Source organism: Burkholderia arboris, assembly GCF_902499125.1.
Classification (GTDB): domain Bacteria; phylum Pseudomonadota; class Gammaproteobacteria; order Burkholderiales; family Burkholderiaceae; genus Burkholderia; species Burkholderia arboris.
The window spans coordinates 1-18,955 of the sequence record NZ_CABVPX010000052.1; the positions used below are offsets into that span (position 1 = coordinate 1).

Consider the following 18,955-nt stretch of genomic DNA (forward strand, 5'->3'; position numbering starts at 1 on the left):
CCGGACCTCAACAGCACCGCTTCCCTTCCCTCCCGCGCTGCGTTTCCGTTAGCGCGAAAGAGGCGTGATTCTATGCACCTCACGCCGTTCGCGCAAGCCCCTTTGTGAAGAAATTTGAAAAAGCCCCCGTGCGCTCACGCGCACGGGGGCTTGGGGCTCGGCCGACGCTGATCCCACCGCGAGCGGTTCTCTATAGATATGACGTATGCCCGTCTTGCCACCTATATAGAGAGGGCGGCGAAACGGACAAGGAACCCGGCGCTGTCGAGTATCATGCCGCGACCGAACCACGCACTCATATCGACGATGGACAGCACGACTCAACCCGGCGACGCCGATCTTCGCGACGAATACGCGGCGCTGCGCGAACGCGCCATCCTGCTGGAAGAACAGACGCCACCGCTGCTTCAGCGCATCTCGGATGTACTGCCGCGGATCAGCGGCGAATCCGAACTGGCGGACGAGCACCGCGAACGGCTCGTCGGCGCGCGCAATGCGGCGATGGTCTCGATCGAGAACTATCAGCAGGCGATCCCCTTCCTGCAGACGGCCGATTCGATCATCGAGCAACTCGACAAGACGCCCGAGCGCGATGAAGACATCGAGTGGCGTGAATCGCTGCTGCAACGGCTCGACGAGCTGATCGACGTCGCCGTCGTGATGATCAACGATGCGGAAGACTACTTCGATCAGGCGCAAGCCTGCGACCTGGCCAACGTACCGAAGTCCATCCTCGAGGATTGAGCGGCGCTGCCCGGGATTGCCTGGTGCGCCGGCTTCATGTCGTGCGCACCGGCAAGCCTGATGTTTGTCGGCCGACACTCGACATCTGACGCCACCGGCGCCAGGAAGACCGAACCTCTCCCGCAAAAGCTCACCTTGCCGTGACAACTGCCCCGCAGTCGCCACGTGCCATCGCTACGGCGAGTCGAGCACGATCGCCTCGCTGACGATCGGCACGCGGATGTAGCCGCCCTCCGTATCGCCATACGCATGTGCGTTCCCGTCGATCACGTATTGCGCGGTCAACGCGCACAGGGTCGCGTCTCGCGCATCGACGGAGCGCAGCGTCGACACATCGATCCCCAATCGCTCCAGCAATTGCAGGCGCTGCGTACGCTTCAGCTTCGCCGACGCCACCGCCTTGCCCAGCATCGCGCAGGTAATCGCGTACGGATAGGTCTCGAAACTCGCACGGCCACCCGCATAGTGCGCGCCCGTCAGCAACGGATAGGTGTCCGCGAGCGCGCGGTACACGCGCTCGCCGATGAACATCCAGTCGAAGAAGCCCGACGTGCTTGTGACGGCCTGCTCCCGCGACGGCGTCGGAAAGCACGAGATCCGTTCGCGCGCGAGCGCCTGTTCGGCCGCCCGGCGACCGGTGCCCGTCCACCACACGCTCGGTGCGTCGACGCCGACGGCCACGACGTCATGGGCGACGCACAGCGCGGGCACCGCCTCCGGCGCAATCCGCGCTTCGCGGCAAACGACCGTCGCCCCGCGCAGGATCACGAGATCGCACAGCTTCTTGTCGCCCCCGACGTCGACGCCCGCCACCGCGGGTACTGGCCGCTCGGCGGATTCGACGGGTCGGGTCGCTGCCATGCGGAAACCTCAGTCCGCCGGCCGTGCCGCGTACGCGGTGTCGAAGATCGCCTCGAGGCCGGGATGGACGCCGCGCATCGGGTCGACGACCGACTTCGCCCAGTCGAAATACGCCTGCTTGCGCTCGAGCGGCCAGTCCGCGGGCGGATGCTGCGCGATGTCGCGCAGGTTGCAGATCTTGTCGGCCAGCTTCACGAGCTTCGCGCGACGGCTGATGGTGGCCGCATGCTCGACCTGCAGACGCTTGCGCTCTTCCTTCGGCAACGACTTGTCGTCGGTGACTTCCATCACGATGTCCGCCACGTCCTTGCCGAACAGCCGCAGCAGCTCCTGCTCGGTCGTCTCCGTATCCTCGACCGTGTCGTGCAGCACGGCCGCGACGATCACACGCTCGTCCTCGACGCCGGCCTCGTTGGCCAGCACGTCGGCGAGTGCGATCGGATGATTGATGTACGGCGACGCCTCTTCGTCCTTGCGACGCTGATTGCGATGCTTGTCCGCCGCGAACGCGATGGCGGCTACCAGCTTTTTCATATTTTCCCCTCGTGTGGCCAGACCCGCGACCGGTTGACCCGGCCGCGTGCGTTTCGGAACCGCTCATACTACCTGTACGCGATGCCCCCTCCCGCGTGCCGGCATCCCGCCTCACGCGCCGGCCGGCGCGCGCTGCAACTCGACCACGTTGACCCGCGCGCCGAAGACGTCCCTCACGAGCGGCAGCAGGTGGTCGTGGTGCGTCAGGAACAGCACCTGGGTGCGCGTCGACAGATCGCGCAGCGCGTCGAGCCCGGCCTTCGCGCGCGCGTCGTCGAAATTGATGAACAGATCGTCGGCGACGAACGGCAGCGCGGTCCGGCTGCCGAGCTGCAGCTCCAGCGCCGCGATGCGCAGCGCGAGGAACAACTGATCGCGCGTGCCTTCACTCAATCCCGCGACCTCGACCGACACGCCCTTCGTGCGCCGTGCATACAGCGCGGGCGGCGTCCGTTCGGTATCGACGGTCAGCTTCGCGAATTCGCCCAGCGTGAGCCCCGCGAAAATCTCGCCCGCGCGCCGGAGCATCGGCCCCTGCTTCTGGTCGCGATAGCGATCCGTCGCCCACTTCAGCAAGCGGCTCGCAGTGGCCGCCTCCAGATACTGTTCGGCCGCATCGCCCATCGCCGCCAGTGCTTCCTGCCGCTTCGACTCGGCAACGGCTGCGTTCGCCTGGCCGTCGATCGCGCCGAATGCCTGGTCGGCCACGACCTGCTGCTGCGACAGCTCGTTCAGCCGCCTGCCGACATCGCCGAGAGACTGCTTCACCGCTTCGAGATGCGCCGGCACGTCGGCAATGTCCTGCTCCGCGACTTCTACTTCCACGGCGGACCGGGACAGCCCGTCGCCGTCGCGCACCAGCGCTTCGTGCGCGGCATCGACCGCCTGCCGAAGCTGGCGCTGACGATCCGAGCGCTCGGCGAGAGGCAGCGCCGCGTCGATCGAAGCGACGCCGGCCAGTTGCAGCAGCGGCTGGATACGGGCATCGGCCCCGGCCACCGCGGCGGCCGCGTCCGCGACCTTGCCGTCGGCCTGCCGCACGGCCTCGTCGGCACGACCGATCGCACGCGCGAGTTCCCTGGCGGCCGCGAGGCGCATCGTCAACCGTCGCGCCACGTCCGGCCAGTCGCCGCCGGCAAGCCATTCCGGCGCGAGCGCTTCGGCAAGGCGCCGCGCGCCAGCCTCAAGCGCGGCCAACTCCGCGCGAATCGCGGCGATCCGGTTGCGCGGCGCATCGGCATCGGCCAGCTCGGCCGTCACTGCATTCGCGAGCCCGAGCGCCCCCTCCGCCGCGGCCAGCGTCGTCGCGCTCGCGGACAGTTTCGCGTCGGCCAGCGCGTCGCGCCATTGTGCCTGCCATGCATCGTAGGCCGCCTGTGCGTGACCGGCCCGCGATTGCGCCGTCGCGCATCCGCGTTCGGCTTCCCGCGCGCGATCGTCGAGACTGTCCTTCTGCGCGATCGCTTTCTCGGCCAACTGCACGAAAGTCTCGGCGATCGCGACGAGCGCCGCCAGCCCGTCCGACTCGCCGCCGCGCGATACCGGACGCAGTGCCGCGCGCAGCGCGGCTTCCGCGCCGGCCCGTGCAGCGCGAATCGTGTCGAATTCGCGGCGCTGACGGTCAAGATCGGCCTGTGCAGCAAACACCGTTTCGCGCTTCGCGAGCCAGTCACCCATCGCCGCCAGCGGCATGCCGGGCACCGCGGCCGTCGTTGCAAGCGCGGCCCACGCGTCGCGATGCGCCGTCAGTTCGCGTTCGCGTTCGTCCAGTGCGGCCTTCCTGCGTGCCACGCCCGCACGCGCGGATTCGACCTGCTGACGCAGCGATTGCAGCGTCGCGGCCGCCTGCGTGGCGCCGAGCTGCGCATCGACGAGTTCGTCAGCGAGACGAATCGCGTCGTCGACTGCCGGTGCGCCGATTGCGAGATCAACCGCGCCACTGCGGATGTCTCCCCACGCGCCGTCGCGACGCGCGCGCGCCGCCAGCACGTCGGCGGTCGTAACGACCTTGTGGTTCTCCGCGAAATGCTTCTCCTGCAGTTCGAGCCGCTCGAGCTCTTCGAGCGCACCGTCGCGCGCTTCGCGCGCGGCAGCTGTCGCGCTTGCGCGTTCGCTGTCTTCCTTGAGCAGCGTGCCGAGCCGCGCCGCTGACGGCACGTCGAGTGCGCGCAGCGCGTCGACCGGCATGCGCCACTGGCCGAGCGCATCGAGCGCGCCGGACAGCACGCGTTCGGCGGCCGCGATTTCATGCGCCAGCGCCTGCTCGCGCTGGCCGCTATTGCGAAAGCCTTGCGCATCGGCCAGCGCCGCGCGCAGCGCTTCCGGCACGTCGACGGTCGACAGGCGCGCCTGTTGCTCCTGCACCTGCGCCAGCTCGCGCGTACGTTCGTCGAGCGATTCGCGCGCGCCGGCGAGCGCCTGATGCAGCGCGCCGTGCTCGCGCAGCAGGTTCGCGACGGTCTTCAGCGACAGCGCCGTCGGCAACGACGCGCGCAGCGATGCTTCGTCCGTCGGCCAGTCGAGCTGGGCGGCTGCCGACGACGCGGCGGACAGGTGCCGCTCGACGTCCGCACCGAGCAGCAGCAGATCCTGCGCGTGATTCATGCACGCGCCGCGCAGGCGATCGAGCGCTTCGATATCGGCTTCCAGCGCCAGCGTGTCGGCGTCCGCGTCGATCGCATCGCGCGCCTGCCGTTTCGCGAGCAGGTCCGCGCGCCGTTCTTCGAGCACCTTCTGCTCGGCCGCGAGATCGCCCTGTGCCTTCAGCAGATCCGCATACGCAGTCGGCGGCAACTCGACGACTGCGCCGAGTTCGGCCAGCGCCGCATCCTTGACCGTCAGCTCCTTCAGGTACGGCGCGAGCCGCCGCACGCGCTCGAGCTTCGAGCGCAGCGTTTCGAGCCGGCGCTGTTCCGCACGCGCCTGCTCGATCTGCTGTTCGACCGCTTCGCGCGCGTCCTTGCGATCGACCCAGTCGCGCGTGCGCACCTGGACCATCTTCAGTTCGGTCACGGCTTCGTTGAACGACGTTTCGGCCAGCGCAAACGCGCTGCCGCTCCGGCGCGGCGCCCACAGCTCGACCGAACGCGCGTCGAGTTCCTCACGCACCGGCCCAAGGCTGCCGACACCGGCGGCCGATTCGAACAGCACCTGCCCGAGCTTGTCGGATGCATCGAGAATGCTCCGGCCGCCGTCGACCAGCCGCCCGTGATCGAGCCCGAACATCTGCTCGAAGAACTCGCGCGTCGCGCCGTCGAGAATGGCCGCCAGGTAGTCGTCGGGCAGCTTGTCGTCGGCCGGCGTGCGCAATGGACTGCGCCCGCGCGCGCGGTGGAACGCGAGTTCGCCCGCGCCGCTCTCCAGCACGCCGCCGATCCGCAACTCGGGCGTGCTGTGCAGGAAATCGAGCGGCGTCTGCAGCTTCATCCCGAACAGCAACTCGGACACGGCCGTGCGGATCGTCGACTTGCCGGCCTCGTTCGGCCCGACGATCACATGAAAATCCTCGCCGGCCGACGGGAACCGCAGCGTCTCGTCGGTGAACTTGCCGTACTTGATCAGATCGAGCTGGCTGATGCGCATCGCTTATTCCCCCCTCGCCAGCCGCGCGAGCAGTTCAGGCCCGACCTGCTCGACCAGCGCCGTCAGCTCGCCCGCCCGCGCCATCGTCAGCAACGGCACGTCCTCCTTCACGTCGCTGCGGACCTTGCCGACGAACGGCTTCAGGTCGCGTTCGAGCAACGCGAGGAAATCCGGATCGTGCGCGGCATCGGCCAGGATCTGCTTCAGGTCCTCCAGCGCTTCGAGCGGCTCGCTTTCGCCCGGCTGATGATCGGCGGCGGACGTCGCGAGCCGGACCTTCTCGAGCCACAGCCGCTCGTTGCCGATGATGCCGATCTGGTTCAGCACTTCCGCGCGCAACTGCGGCGCGCGACCGAAAAAGAGTCCGTGTGCAGGCGTGCGCCCCGTGACCGTCACGCGCACCGCGCGCGGCACGTGGCCGTCGACGGTCAAAAGCGCTTCCAGCGCCTGGCCGATCTTTCTCGACAGATCGGCAACCGACAGGCAGTCGGATGCATCGACCGTCACGGCCTCCCAGCGCAGCACGTCGAGATACAGGCGCTCGACCTGCGTGCGGCCTTGCTCGACCGTCACGAGTACCGCGCCGCGGCGGCCCGTCTCGCGGATATGGCGCCCCTGCAGGTTGCCGGGAAACACGACGGTGGACGGCCCCGTCCATTGCTGGAACTCATGCACGTGGCCGAGTGCCCAGTAGTCGTAGCCTTTCGCGTGCAGTTCGGCCAGCGTGCACGGCGCATAGTTCGCGTGCGCGGCGTAGCCTTCGAGCGCCGTGTGCAGCACGCCGATGTTGTAGTAGCCGGGTACCGGATCCGGATAGCCGATCGCGAGATTGTCGACGACGGCCTTGTCCTTGAAGCTCTGCCCGTGCAGCGCGACGTCGAATTCGGGCAGCCTGACGGTTTCCGGCTTGCGGTGGCCGAACACGGTGACGTTGTCCGGCAACGTCAGCTTCTTCGTCATCTCGCTTTCGGCATCGTGGTTGCCGCCGAGCACGAACGCGCGGATGCCGGCCTTGCGCAGCCGCCCCATCTGCTGGCCGAAGAAGATGCCCGTGTTGTGGTCCTTCCAGTCGCCGTCGTACAGGTCGCCGGCGATCACGAGAAACGCGACTTCCTCTTCGATCGCACGATCCACGAGTTGCCGCAGCGCCTCGCGCGACGCGTTGCGCAACTGTGCGGCCGGCGCATCGGGATACGCGCTCAGGCCGTGCAACGGGCTGTCAAGGTGAATGTCTGCGGCGTGGATGAACTTCACGAAGATTCCTCTGTTTCATGGCGAACGGGCATCGCCGCCCGCACGAGCCCGGCCGTCAATCGCAATCCGGGTAGCCGCCGGGTTCGCCGCAATGGATGCAGCGAAACACGTACGCGGCCGGCGAGCCGTCCTTGTCGAGCGCGGCGAGAAAGCGTTCCCACGGGGGCGCGCCGGACCGGATCACGCTGCCCGGTGCGAGCGGGTCGGGATGGTACCTGAAAGCGGGTAACGACATGAGGTTCTCCGTCGGTCCGGATGGCGGGGAAGCACGGGATACGGACACGAACCGCCATTGTGCCGCAGCACGATCGCGCGACAGCGGAACCTCGTCTCCGACAGCCGGACCGGTCGTGAAACGAACGCCACGCGGCGTCACGCTGCCGCGCGCGAGATGCGCCACCGGACGTCGGTGTCGAGCTGGCGTCGCGCCACGCGATCGCTCGACAACGCGATTGCGCAGCGGATCCGGTTCGGGCAAAACGGCGTCGGGACGGCGCTGAACGGGCAGCGGGAAACGCGCAGGATCACCCTGCGCGCGTCGCGATGCACGCGGATGCCCGGCTACGTGCCCTCACTCGCCGCGCGGGACGGGCGGCGGCGCAAAGCCGTTGTCGTTGCCCGGGAACGGATTCGCATTGCGGCGCAGCGCTTCCTCTTCGTTGTCCTTCTGCGCGAACAGCGCGACGCCGATCACGCCGACATTCGCGGCGTCGCCGTACTTCGAGTTCGCGACATAGCTGTCGGGCACCGCTGCGAAACGGAACGCAGCGACTTCGTCGCGGCTCTTGCGGAAGCCCTCGATCGTCAGCGTGCGGCCCGGATACAGCACGTAGCCACCGTTCGTGTAGCTGCCCGGGCGCCCCGACAGCACGTCGAGCCCGTCGACCGTCGACACGACTTCGAACGCGCGGCGCCCCTGGTTGCGCAACACGATGAGGTAACGCGAACCCTCGACGCCTGCCATGTGCCAGCGGCCATTGCTGCGCGCAAGACGCAGCGGCGCGCCCTTTTCGTCGGTAAACGACAGCGCGATGTCGCCGTTCGCGAGTGCGACGCGGGTCGGCAGCCGGCGAACCTGCGACGCGGGAAGATGGCCGGGCAGCACATCGTTGTAGTAGACCGACGCGAGATCCGTCGGCTTCGCCGGATCCGCGCGTTCGAAGTCGACCTGCCGGGTTTCGGATCGCACCGACTCGCCCCACGCGGTACCGAGCCCGCGGCGTTCGCTGGCATCCGGTGCGGGAGCGGACGCGGCGGTACTGGCCGACGGCGGGGGCGGCGCCGCGCAGGCGGCCAGCCAGAGTGCGCAGGCGAGCGCGAGAAGACGGAACAGGATGGTCATGACGTGATGCCTCGGAATGTTATCGGACCGCGCCGGGCAAGCCGGAACGGTGCTTTTTGTGTCGTCTGTCGTCACGATGTCGATCGGACATGCTGGCCCGGATCGGCCGGCGCCGTCATTGCGGCGGCCCGGCGGCCGGGAGCCCTGCTATTTAAGCATGGCGCGCGGGCATTGGGCAGGGGCCACGCGCACCCATAAAAAAACCCGGCCCGCATCGAAGCGGGCCGGGTCCTGGCGGGATGGGTGTCGCTTACAGCGCGCCGCCTTGTGCCGACGCGGAGCCCTTCACGCCGACCGATGCACCGCCCTTCACGGCGTTCGTCGTGCCTTCGAGCGCTTCGCCGGCCTTCGCCTTCGTGCCGCCCGCCACGTCGCCCGCCGTCGACACGGCACCCTGTGCATGGCTCTTCGCCGAGCCGGAGACATGCTTCACGTGCGCCTTTGTCGAGTGGACGGCCGATGCCGCCGCATCCTTCGTCGTGCCGGCTGCCGAGCCGACCGCCTGCGTCGCACCGCCGACCGCATTGCCCGCTGCCGAGCCCACGCCGCCGACCGTCTTGCCGACGCCGTTCAGCGCGCCGCCAACGGCGTTGCCTGCGCCCGAACCCGAGCCCGCCGCATTCGCGCCAGCGCCCGCCTGCACGCCCACGCCGCCGCCGAGCAGCGGCGTCTGGACCTGTGCGCCGACGCCTGCGGCACCCTGGGCACCCGTCTGGGCCGTCTGTGCAAATGCAGCCGAAGTCGCCATCGCCGTCAGAGCGGCACCCAGCAGAATCGTACGAATCTTGTTCATGGTCATTCTCCCCAAAGACGTTGTTGCTGCGGGCCGCCTTCTGCGGCTTGTCGCATGCCTCGCCGCGACGTGCGGCAGGTGGAGCTAATGTAGCGGCGCCGGCACGCAAAACAGTCGAATTGCGGGGACTGTTACTTCCGTTGCAAATGCTGACGATTGACTCACACTGTTTGACAATCGGAGGCTTGCAGCAGGATGGCTCGCGTATTTGACGGTGAACCGGCGCGAACCCGGCAGCATGGAACGCAAGCAGCACCGCGATCGCGACGGGCACGCCCGCCGAGCGTCGGGAGACAGGCGCAGGGTCACGCGGCTAGCAGGGAAACCGGCCGCTTTTATAAGCATCCCAAAGGATATGTTCGGGCCAGTTGCCAGGGCGGCCCGACAACCGGTTCCTCGCGATCAGCTCGATGTCGTCCGACACGCAGGCCGCCACACCGGCATGACCCGATGCACGGAACGCCAGCCTGTATGCCTTTTCCCGCAGCGCGTCCACCGACTGCTTGTCGATCGCCGCGGCCGGATCGCCGTCGATTGCATCGAACGCCGCCATCCACTGCGTATCGAACGGCTCGGCATCGCGACGCTCCAGCGCGGTATCGCCATCGACGTCGCCGAGGCAATCGAAAAAGCCCGGCGCCGACAGCGCGGCGTCCAGTTCGAGCAGGTGTGCGTTCGTCATTGCCGTCCCTTCAAGCAATACGGCCCCGACTGCCCGTCGGCAGATCGGGGCCGTACGTGTTCCGTCCGTTTACGGCCGGAACGTATCGCCGAGCACGACGCCTTCGCGACGCGGATCGGTGCCGCCCTGCAACACGGGCGACTGGCCGGCCGTCACGCGCATCACCGTGTTGACGCCGCTCGCCTGCGCGGACGTCGACACCTTGTGCCCAAGCGCGAGCAGCCCCGTGATCAGCGGATCGTTCGCACCGTTGTTCGCCGTGTTGACGTTCGGATGCTCGCCGCCGACCGTGGTCGTCGGGCTGTTGCTCGCGCCGAAATCGACGAGCCCCGCGGACTGCTGCGCGTCGAGGCCCCAGTCGAGCGCGCCGACGAGCGTCTTGACCACGTATTGCGGAATCGTGCCGCCGCCCGGCGAACCCGTCGCCATCACGAAGTCGCCGCGCGAGCCGTCGGCAGCCTGCCCGAACACGATCGTCGGCGCCATCGAGCTGCGCGGCCGCTTGCCCGGCTGCAGCCGGTTCGCCACCGGATTGCCGGACGTGTCGACCGGGTTCGCGGAAAAGTCGGTCAGCTGGTTGTTCAGCAGGAAGCCGTTGGTCATGTGGAACGAGCCCATGCTCGACTCGACCGTCGTCGTCGCGCTCAGCACGTTGCCGTCGCCGTCGACGATCGTGAACTGGTTCGTGCCATGCTCGATCAGCGTCGTGTCGACGCCGAGCGGCACCGCACCGAGATTGCCGGGCTGCGCGGTGCCCATGCTCCTGGTCGTGTCGATCAGCGCCGCGCGCGATTTCAGGTACGGCTTGTTCAGCAGCGTGTCCCACGTACCGCCCGGCAGCGGCACGAAATCCGTATCGGCCACGTACTTGTCGCGGTCGGCATACGCGAGCCGTTCCGCCTCGGTGACGAGGTGCACGCCCGCGACGGTCGGCTTGCCGCCTTCGAGATCGATCGCCGTCGGCTTCAGCGACTTCAGGTCGTAATTCTCGAGAATGCCGAGCGCCGATGCGACCGCGATGCCGCCCGACGACGGCGGCGGCATCCCGCAGACCCAGTAGCTGCGATAGGTCGTGCACACGGGATCGCGGCGCTTCGCCTGATACGCGGCCAGATCCGCGACGGTCGTCTTGCCCGGCGTGAGCGTCGAGCCGTCCGCGCCCTTCGTCACCGCGATCTTCGCGACGATGTCCTGCGCGATCTGCCCGGTGTACAGCGCATTCGCGCCCGATTGCGCCATCAGCGTCAGTGTATGTGCGTACGCGGGATTCTTCAGCACGGTGCCGAGCGTCTTCGGCGAACCGTCGGCGTTCAGGAAGTACGCGGCGGCCTCGGGGTCGCGCTTCAGGTTCGGCGCGTTCGAGGCGATCGCGTCGGCAAGCCGGCCGCCGATCGGGAAACCGTTGGTCGCGAGCGCGATCGCATCACCGAACAGGTTCTGCCACGGCAGGCGGCCATGATCCTGCTGCAGCGCCTCGATGAGCCGCGGCACGCCGATCGTGCCGATCGAGCGGCCGCTCGCGCGCGCGTTCGGCAGCGGCGCCGAATGGTCGGTCGTGTCGTCGACGTAGCGCAGGTAGTTCTCCGTCGCGGCGGCCGGCGCGGTTTCGCGGCCGTCGTATGCCTGCACCGTCTTGCTGCGCGCATCGTAGTAGAGCAGCACGCCGCCCGACCCGAGCCCCGTCGCCTCGGGCACCGTCAGGCCCAGCACGGCCTGCACGGCGACCGCCGCGTCGGCAGCCGTGCCGCCCTTCTTCAGCACCGCGCAACCGGCTGCGCTCGCATACGCGTTCGACGTGGCCACCAGGTACGTTTTCGCATAGACGGGCTTCATCCCGGTGCGATAGCCCGACGACGCTTCCGGCAGCGACGGATCGCCCGGCTGGTTCGAGCCCACCACGACCGTCGCGCCGCTGTTGTCGACCGCGAGGCAGCTCGCATCGGTGGAAGGTGTCGTCGTGCGGCCCGCTTCGTTCTCGACGTCGCCGCCGCATGCGGTCAACAGGGCGGCCGCGAGCAACGCGGACGCATACGGAAAAATCGCTGTTCTGTTCATTGTCTGCCGATGTTCTTGTAGGTCGTTGCGATGGACTTCACGTTGCCTGCAACCCCCTCGGTGCACGGGCAACGCGTTCGATAGTCCCATGAACAAAATTTTTTCCGCAATAAGGGTATGACGTAATGCAGCCGGACGTTGCACGCGCAACATCACCGGACCGGCCTGCGGATTCGCTGCTGCATGGCATCGCGATCAGGCAATGCGACCGGTGTCGCTACGTTGCCGCACGGCGGCGCTTGCCGGCTGCCTTGCCGCCAGGCGCGAATCCGCGCTCCATCGTTTCGATCGCCTCCGAGAAAAAATCCAGAAACATCGTCATCGCGACGGTCGCGCTCATGTCCGCCCGTTGATAGATGCAACTGAACGAGCGCGCGCCCGCATCGGCGAGCGGGGTCCACGCGAGCCGCCCGGCGGCGACATCGTCCGCGACGTTCTCTGCGATCAGGAAGCCGACCCCCGCACCTTCGGCCGCGAGGCGTCGCACCATCGACACCGAGCCCGTCTCGACCAGCGGCCGCACGGTGCGCGGTTGCCGCACATCGATCTGGTCGAACATCGCGCGCAGCTCCGTGTCGGGCGTCATCAGAATCAGCGGGTGCGCGAAGCAGTCGCGCATGCGCACCTTGCCGCCCGCCGATGCCAGCGGATGACCGGGCGCCGTGACGACCCCCAGCGGCTGCGCGAACGCGCGCACCTCGACGACGCTCGCCGCCGTGCGCCGGCGCAGCGCATAGCCGATGTCGACCTCGCCCGTCTCGACCCAGCGCACGATGTTCTCGCCGTTGCCCGAGCGCACGCTGTACGTGACGCCCGGATAGCGCTGCAGCGCGGCGAGGATCGCGTCGGGCACGAGCTTCTCGGCCGTCGATGCGGGCACGGCCAGGTTCACGTGCCCGCGCCGCAGCGCGCGCAGATCCTCGACCTGCGTCAGCGCGTTGTCGAAGTCGCGCTGGCCGCGCCGCACGGCCGCGATCACGATCTCGCCCGCAAGCGTCAGCTGCATGCCGCGCGGCAGCCGGTCGAACAGCGGCACGCCGACCTGCTCCTCCAGATTGCGGATCTGCTGGTGCACCGCCGCGGCGGTCAGGTGCAGCACGTCGGCCGCCTTGCGAATCGAGCCGCGCCTCGCGACTTCGTCGAAACAGCGGAATGTCTGCGATATCGAACGCATGGGGGTACCGTTAGATTTTTCCGAACAGGCCGTCAAGAATAATCCGATTTTACCGACGCGCCGGATCGTCTAGATTCCGCTGCATCCCCGCATCCGATTCGAATGGAGACCGCAGTGACGACCGTCGACCAAATCACCCAGCGCCGCCGAGGCGTCGGCCTCATCGCCCACGATCCCGTGCTGTCCGCGGGCGGCTATACGCTCATCGCCCCGCAGACGGCCGACGGCAACGTCTACCTCGTCGGCATCGACGGCGAAGTCGCGCACCAGTGGAAAATGCCCGTCCGCCCCGGCCGCCACGCGGTCATCCTCGCGAACGGCAATCTCGGCTACAACGGCAACCACCCGCGCTCCGAATCGCGCTATGCGCCGTGGTCGATGTGGCACGGCGGCGACTTCTACGAGGTCACGCCGCAAGGCGAAACCGTGTGGCGCCATGAGGATCCCGCGCATCACCACGACGCGCAGTGGCTGCCGAACGGCAACCTGCTCTACGCCGCGTGCGAACCGGCCGACGCGGCGTTCGCGCAGCGCGTGCCGGGCGGCACCGCGCATGGCGAAGACGAAGTGATGTATACGGACGTGATCCGCGAAGTGAACCGCGCCGGCCAGATCGTGTGGGAATGGCACGCGCGCGACCATCTGCGGCCCGAGGATTTTCCGATCGCGGCAGGCTTCGGCCGCTATCACTGGCCGCTCGTCAACGGTCTCGCGGTCGATGCGAACGGCCGCGTGCTGATGAGCCTGCGCACGACGTCGGGGATCATTGCCGTGAACCGCGAAACCGGCCGCGTCGACCTGCGGATCGGACCGGACGTCGTGTCGCACCAGCATGCGCCGGTGCCGCTCGCGAACGGCAACATCCTCGCGTTCGACAACGGCAATTTCCGCCACGGCGCGCACGTCGTATTCTCGCGCGTCGTGGAAATCGACCCGGCGACGCTACGCGTCGTGTGGTCGTATGCGGACGATGTCGTGAACCTGTTCTACACGCCGTTCATGGGCAACGCGCAGCGCTTGCCGAACGGCAACACGCACGTCACCGAATCGTCGACGGGCCGGCTGTTCGAAGTGACGCCGGCCGGCGAGGTCGTGTGGGAATACGTGATCCCGTGGTTCGCCGAATACCCGGACGAAGCGGCGCGCAAGACCGGCCCGGGCCAGTTGAACAGCGTGTTCCAGACGTTCCGCTACAGCGCCGCGCAATTGCCCTGGCTGCGGGCCTGACACGCCGTTCGCCGCCGGTTTCCGGCCGTTTTCGCCGTTCGCTTCCGAGGGGCCTGCCGTGCCGCACGATCCGATCTCTCCGCCCGTCGATGCCAAGCTGCCCGCGTGGCAGCTCGCGCTGTTCGGGCTGCAGCACGTGCTGTCGATGGCCGCGTCGCCGATCACGGCCGTCTTCCTGATCGCGAAGGTCCTCGCGCTGCCGGGCGACCTGACGGTCCAGCTGATCGGCGCGACGTTCTTCGCGTGCGGCATCGGCACGCTGGCGCAATCGCTCGGCGCCGGCCCGATCGGCGCACGCCTGCCGTTCGTGATGGTGCCCGGCGGCGCTCCGACGATGCTGTTCGCGGGCATCGCCGCGCAATCGGGGCTGCCCACCGCAACCGGCGCCGCGCTGCTCGCCAGTGCGTTCTACTGGGTGCTGCTGCCCGTCTTCACGCGCTGCCTGCGGCTCTTTCCGCGCGTCGTCGTCGGCGCGATGCTGTTGCTCGTGTCGGTCAACCTGATCCGGATCTACGCGACGATCGTCGTCGGCCAGCCCGGCTCGGCCGACTTCGCACAGCCGCGCGCGCTCGGTCTCGCACTGGCGACGATCGTCGCCACCGTCGCCGCCGCCGGTGCATTCCGCGGCACGGCCGGACGCCTCGCCGTGCTGATCGGGCTGGTGGCCGGCGCGACGCTCGGCTGGGCGCTCGACGCAATGCCGGCGCTCGCCGACGTGTGGCACGGACCGCTGTTCACGCATCCGGTGTGGCTGCCGTTCGGAATGCCGCGCTTCGACCTGCTCGCCGCGCTGCCGCTGCTGATCTTCACCGCGATCTCGATGGCCGAGGCCACCGCGCAGACGGTCGCCGTCGGCGAGACGTGCGGCAAGACGATCTCGCTGCCGCGCGACGTGCCGAAGACGATACGCGGCGACGCGCTGGCGTCGCTGGCCGGCGCGCTGTTCGGCACGCCGCTGATCGTGACCAGCGCAGAAAACATCGGCGTCGTGCAGACGACCGGCGTGCGCTCGCGCTACGTGACGGCCGCGGCCGGCGCAATCCTGATCGTCATCGCGCTGTTCGCGCCGCTCGCGCGGCTTGCGTATGCGATTCCGGCCGCCGTGGTCGGCGGCACCGCGCTGGTCGTGTTCGCGATGATCGGCGTGATGGGCATCCGGCTGCTCGCAAGCGTCGACCTGCACGCACGCGCCAACCAGTACACGCTCGCGGCCGCGCTGGTGGTCGGCCTCGCGCCGATCCTGGTGCCGAACCTGTATCGCCATTTCGGCGCACCCGTGCAGATCGTGCTCGGCAACGGCATGGCGGCCGGCACGCTCGCGGCCATCGCGACGCAACTGGCATTCGCCGCGCTCGCGCGGCTGAGCGGACGGGCGCACGGGGGCGCGGCCGCGGCACCTTCGCGCGACGCATAACGGCAGCGGCAGGCAGCGCTGCTGCGCGACACGGGCACGCCGCGCCCTGCTTGACGACGCCTGCGGTTCGGCCGACAATCGCCGCTCCCTCCTGGCGCGGGCACTCGATCCAGCCGGCGCGTGCGTCTCCTCGACGCCGCACCGGCTTCAGGTTTTCCAGTCCCGATCTCCGCGCCGCCGTGCACACGCACGCAAATCCGCCGGCTCAGCCGTGCACATTTACGCAGGTCTCGCCCCGAACGCCGGTTCATCGCCGCACGGTCGCGCTTTCGCCTGCCCATTCATTTCGGAGTCCATGATGATGATTCGTTGTTCCAAGGCAGCCATGGTGCTCGCCATGGCTTTCTTTGCATCGCTCGTCGCGTTCGGCAACATCACCGACTATGCGACGAATTTCGCATTCGTGCACCACGTGTTCCTGATGGACACCACCTTCCCGGGCAACGGGATCATGTATCGCGCGATCGGCACGACGTGGATCCATCACGCCGGCTACATCGGCATCATTTCGATGGAAACGCTGACGGCCGTGCTGTGCTGGATCGGCGGCATCCGGCTGCTGCGCGCACGGCGCGCCGACGATTCGGCGTTCCGGGCGGCCAAGGCGTGCGCGATCGCCGGCCTGACGCTCGGCTTCCTCACGTGGCAGGTCGCGTTCATGTCGGTCGGCGGCGAATGGTTCGGGATGTGGATGTCGAAGCAATGGAACGGCGTGCCGGATGCGTTCCGCTTCTTCATCACGCTGTTGCTCGTGCTTGTTTACCTGACGATGAACAACGACGGCGTCGACGACACGCGTATCGCGCACTGACGCGCCGGTTGCGTCGGGGCGCACCGGCCGCCTGGACATCGGGAGACGATTGCCGGCGTCACCGTGTCCGGCTATAAATCGTGGATGGACACGAATCGCTGGATTCACGACCCCGTCGGCGCGTTTCGCGCATGGCAGGAAACCGCCGCGACCGGCGCCGGCCACCGGCCGTTCGCGCCGCGTTCGGTCGTACAGCACGTCGCGATGTTCGAGCGGTTCCTGCGCCACCTGGTCGCACACCGCGTGTCGCTGGCCACGTTCGGGCCCGACCAGGTCGCGGCTTTCCTCGCGGAACTCGACCGCACCTGCACGCCCGGCACGTCGACGCGCGTGCGCTATGCGAAGCTGATCGACCGGCTGAGCCGGCACCTGGTCGACACCGGCGTGCGGACGATCCATCCGGCCGGCCGGGCGACGCGCGATCTTGCATGGCCGGTCGGCGAGCCGGAGCCGTGCTACCTGCCGCCCGACGCCGACGCGGCGCTGCAGCGTCACGTCCAGCCTCGACCAGACGACACCTCGGCCGACTGCCGGAATCGTGCGATCGTCGCGCTGCTGCTCGCGAGCGGCATCACGTCGGCCGAGATTCGGGCGATGCCCTGCGACGCGCCCGATCTCGACGCGCGGCCACCGGCGTTGTCCGTGCCGCGCGATCGCGCGCGGCCAGCGCGCCGGATCGAACTTGCCGGGTTCGTGCTGGCACCGCTCGCCGCATGGCGCGCGCATTCGGCAGACACGCGGGCATCGACGCTGCTGTTCCCCGCACCGCGCGGCGGTGGCGCGATGAACGACATGTTCCTGCTGCTGGTGGTACGCGACGCGCTGAACGCAATCGGCTTCCACGCAGCGGACATGAGCCCGCGCGTGCTGCGCAACACGTATGCGCGCCGGCAATTGCTCGCCGGCCACGCGCATGCCGATGTCAGTGCGATGCTCGGTCTCGTCAGCACGCGAACGGTCACACGCATCCGGCAGACGCTGCCGCCCGATGCCGCCGCGGACCGCGCCGCACACGAGCGCTGACCGCACGCCTTTTTCTGTCCGCTATTCGCCCGGCTTCGACTGGACGAGCCGCAGAATCCGCGTGTCGTACGGCGATTGCATGACTTCCGCGATGCGGATTTCGGGTGCCGCCGGATGCAGCGGATTCAGCAGGAAGTTGTGCGCGTGCGGCACGACGACGCTCGGCACGCGCAACAGCGCGCTCGGCTGCGTATGCAGCCATTCGGTGCCGGTGCTGCGCGTCCAGTCGACATTCGTTTGCCAGTCGTCCGGCACGTCGCCTTCCGCGATTTCGGCGACATCCACCGAATCGGGCACCTCGATGCGCAGCAACTGGTATCCGCTCGGCAACTGCGCGACGGTGGCGATTTCGAAATGAACGAGCGTCTCGAGCAGTGCGAGCGCCGGATGCTCGGCGAGATACACGACGGGCTGCCCGGCAAAATGCCAGCGCCCGCCGGCCCGCAACCCGCCGATGCCTTTCAGGTCGGCGTAATTGCTGATCCGCCACAGCGTCGTCAAGCGAAGTACCCCTCGTCGATCTGCGTGAGGACTTCCTCGACGAGCCGCGCGCCATGCTCGGTGCTCGCCATGTCGAGCGACGTGCGGCCGCCGAAGCGCTGCAGCCCGTTGCGCAGCCACGCCATCGCCTTGTCCTGGTCGCCGAACGTGGCCGTCGCCTGCGCGACGATGCGTGCAAGACGGATCGCCTTGTCGGATTCCTCCGGCGACAGGCGTTCGTGCGCCTGGCGCCGATGGCTCAGCGTGCGGCGTGGAATGATGAAGGCCAGCTCGTCCGATTTCAGCCCGCGCTCCGACAGCCGGTCGATCACCGACACGTCGACGCGCGCACTTGCCAGCTCGGCCAGGTCCGCGCCCGACCGGACGCGGATCGCCAGCAGTTGCTCGAGTATCGTGAATTCGGCCTGACGCGGATGGGCGACGCCCGAAGGATGAAAAGCGATGGTGCTCATGACCTCTCTCCGGCAATTTGCCCAATCATTATAGGCGTTTTGCCACGGAATGGCGGATGGCGATGATGCAAGCTTGCCGACCGGGCTGGAAGACCGGTTATTGGGGTGCGCGAATCGGAGATTCGCCTAGCCGACGTGTTACACGCATTCAGTATATAAACTCATTCATCACGACTTGAAGTTGTCACGTAACAATTCTCCGACGGATGCACGCAGGTTGTGTCCCAATGCGATCACCCCGCTCCCGCGCCGCAGCCACGCCATTCCGCGGCAACCTTCCGGTTTTGTCCAACGCTCCGTCGGCCGCACGAACCGGCAAGTCTGCCCCTCGCCGGATACCGGAACGATCCAGTTGGCCCCTGCCGGCAACGCAAGCGAATTGCCGCCGTCATCCGATCCGGTTCCTCCGCCGATCACATGCACGCAGGCAGCCTGTACTCGTGCCGCCGAATCCATCGCTCGATCCAGCGCACGCCGTACCGATCATCCACGATGCCTCCATCGCG

18 protein-coding genes are annotated in these 18,955 nt (G+C 68.1%); 5 read left to right on the plus strand and 13 right to left on the minus strand.

What is annotated here, in order from left to right:
* Positions 1–273: 273 nt before the first annotated feature.
* A complete protein-coding gene (locus tag BLA15945_RS36115; RefSeq protein WP_174994620.1) occupies positions 274–744 on the plus strand; it encodes an ATPase in 471 nt (156 codons plus the stop codon).
* A 174-nt stretch (positions 745–918) separates the two neighbouring features.
* On the opposite strand, the gene BLA15945_RS36120 is transcribed toward BLA15945_RS36115, so the two are convergent.
* The 10 genes from BLA15945_RS36120 to BLA15945_RS36165 form a co-directional block, all read right to left on the minus strand.
* Positions 919–1,605, minus strand: a complete 687-nt coding sequence (locus BLA15945_RS36120; protein WP_174994605.1) for a DUF429 domain-containing protein — start codon at positions 1,603–1,605, stop codon at positions 919–921.
* A gap of 9 nt (positions 1,606–1,614) precedes the next feature.
* The gene (locus BLA15945_RS36125) at positions 1,615–2,139 is read right to left on the minus strand and encodes an HD domain-containing protein (RefSeq protein ID WP_059241055.1); all 525 of its coding nucleotides are present in this window, start codon (positions 2,137–2,139) and stop codon (positions 1,615–1,617) included.
* Positions 2,140–2,250: 111 nt separating this feature from the next.
* Positions 2,251–5,721: an ATP-binding protein gene (locus BLA15945_RS36130; protein ID WP_174994606.1), complete on the minus strand. Its 3,471-nt coding sequence runs from the start codon at positions 5,719–5,721 to the stop codon at positions 2,251–2,253.
* A 3-nt stretch (positions 5,722–5,724) separates the two neighbouring features.
* Positions 5,725–6,975, minus strand: coding sequence for a metallophosphoesterase family protein (locus BLA15945_RS36135; protein WP_174994607.1), 1,251 nt, complete (start codon positions 6,973–6,975; stop codon positions 5,725–5,727).
* A 55-nt stretch (positions 6,976–7,030) separates the two neighbouring features.
* Positions 7,031–7,210, minus strand: a complete 180-nt coding sequence (locus BLA15945_RS36140; RefSeq protein WP_059241058.1) for a hypothetical protein — start codon at positions 7,208–7,210, stop codon at positions 7,031–7,033.
* A gap of 336 nt (positions 7,211–7,546) precedes the next feature.
* Positions 7,547–8,317 (minus strand): hypothetical protein, encoded by a 771-nt coding sequence (locus tag BLA15945_RS36145; protein WP_174994608.1) that lies wholly within the window; start codon positions 8,315–8,317, stop codon positions 7,547–7,549.
* Positions 8,318–8,567: 250 nt separating this feature from the next.
* Positions 8,568–9,110: a hypothetical protein gene (locus tag BLA15945_RS36150; RefSeq protein WP_174994609.1), complete on the minus strand. Its 543-nt coding sequence runs from the start codon at positions 9,108–9,110 to the stop codon at positions 8,568–8,570.
* A gap of 313 nt (positions 9,111–9,423) precedes the next feature.
* Positions 9,424–9,792 (minus strand): hypothetical protein, encoded by a 369-nt coding sequence (locus BLA15945_RS36155; RefSeq protein ID WP_174994610.1) that lies wholly within the window; start codon positions 9,790–9,792, stop codon positions 9,424–9,426.
* A gap of 69 nt (positions 9,793–9,861) precedes the next feature.
* The gene (locus tag BLA15945_RS36160; protein ID WP_174994611.1) at positions 9,862–11,847 is read right to left on the minus strand and encodes a gamma-glutamyltransferase family protein; all 1,986 of its coding nucleotides are present in this window, start codon (positions 11,845–11,847) and stop codon (positions 9,862–9,864) included.
* A gap of 217 nt (positions 11,848–12,064) precedes the next feature.
* Complete coding sequence (locus BLA15945_RS36165) at positions 12,065–13,021, minus strand: LysR family transcriptional regulator (protein WP_174994612.1); 957 nt, start codon at positions 13,019–13,021, stop codon at positions 12,065–12,067.
* A gap of 102 nt (positions 13,022–13,123) precedes the next feature.
* Between BLA15945_RS36165 and BLA15945_RS36170 the strand changes: the two genes are divergently transcribed.
* From BLA15945_RS36170 to BLA15945_RS36185, 4 genes are all read left to right on the plus strand, one after another.
* On the plus strand, positions 13,124–14,248 hold the full coding sequence (locus BLA15945_RS36170; RefSeq protein WP_174994613.1) for an aryl-sulfate sulfotransferase: 1,125 nt from the start codon (positions 13,124–13,126) through the stop codon (positions 14,246–14,248).
* A 58-nt stretch (positions 14,249–14,306) separates the two neighbouring features.
* Complete coding sequence (locus tag BLA15945_RS36175) at positions 14,307–15,662, plus strand: uracil-xanthine permease family protein (RefSeq protein WP_174994614.1); 1,356 nt, start codon at positions 14,307–14,309, stop codon at positions 15,660–15,662.
* Between the two features lie 298 nt (positions 15,663–15,960).
* On the plus strand, positions 15,961–16,473 hold the full coding sequence (locus BLA15945_RS36180; RefSeq protein ID WP_174994615.1) for a DUF2165 family protein: 513 nt from the start codon (positions 15,961–15,963) through the stop codon (positions 16,471–16,473).
* Between the two features lie 84 nt (positions 16,474–16,557).
* On the plus strand, positions 16,558–17,496 hold the full coding sequence (locus BLA15945_RS36185; protein ID WP_059241066.1) for a tyrosine-type recombinase/integrase: 939 nt from the start codon (positions 16,558–16,560) through the stop codon (positions 17,494–17,496).
* 21 nt (positions 17,497–17,517) lie between these two features.
* Here BLA15945_RS36185 and BLA15945_RS36190 read toward each other — a convergent pair whose 3' ends face one another.
* From BLA15945_RS36190 to BLA15945_RS36200, 3 genes are all read right to left on the minus strand, one after another.
* On the minus strand, positions 17,518–17,997 hold the full coding sequence (locus BLA15945_RS36190) for an RES family NAD+ phosphorylase (RefSeq protein ID WP_059241067.1): 480 nt from the start codon (positions 17,995–17,997) through the stop codon (positions 17,518–17,520).
* Positions 17,994–18,449: a type II RES/Xre toxin-antitoxin system antitoxin gene (parS, locus tag BLA15945_RS36195; protein ID WP_031403156.1), complete on the minus strand. Its 456-nt coding sequence runs from the start codon at positions 18,447–18,449 to the stop codon at positions 17,994–17,996. Before parS ends, BLA15945_RS36190 begins: the two co-directional genes overlap by 4 nt.
* Before the next feature lie 168 nt (positions 18,450–18,617).
* Entirely contained in the window at positions 18,618–18,905 is a 288-nt protein-coding gene (locus BLA15945_RS36200) for a hypothetical protein (protein ID WP_174994616.1), read from the minus strand.
* Positions 18,906–18,955 lie beyond the last annotated feature (50 nt).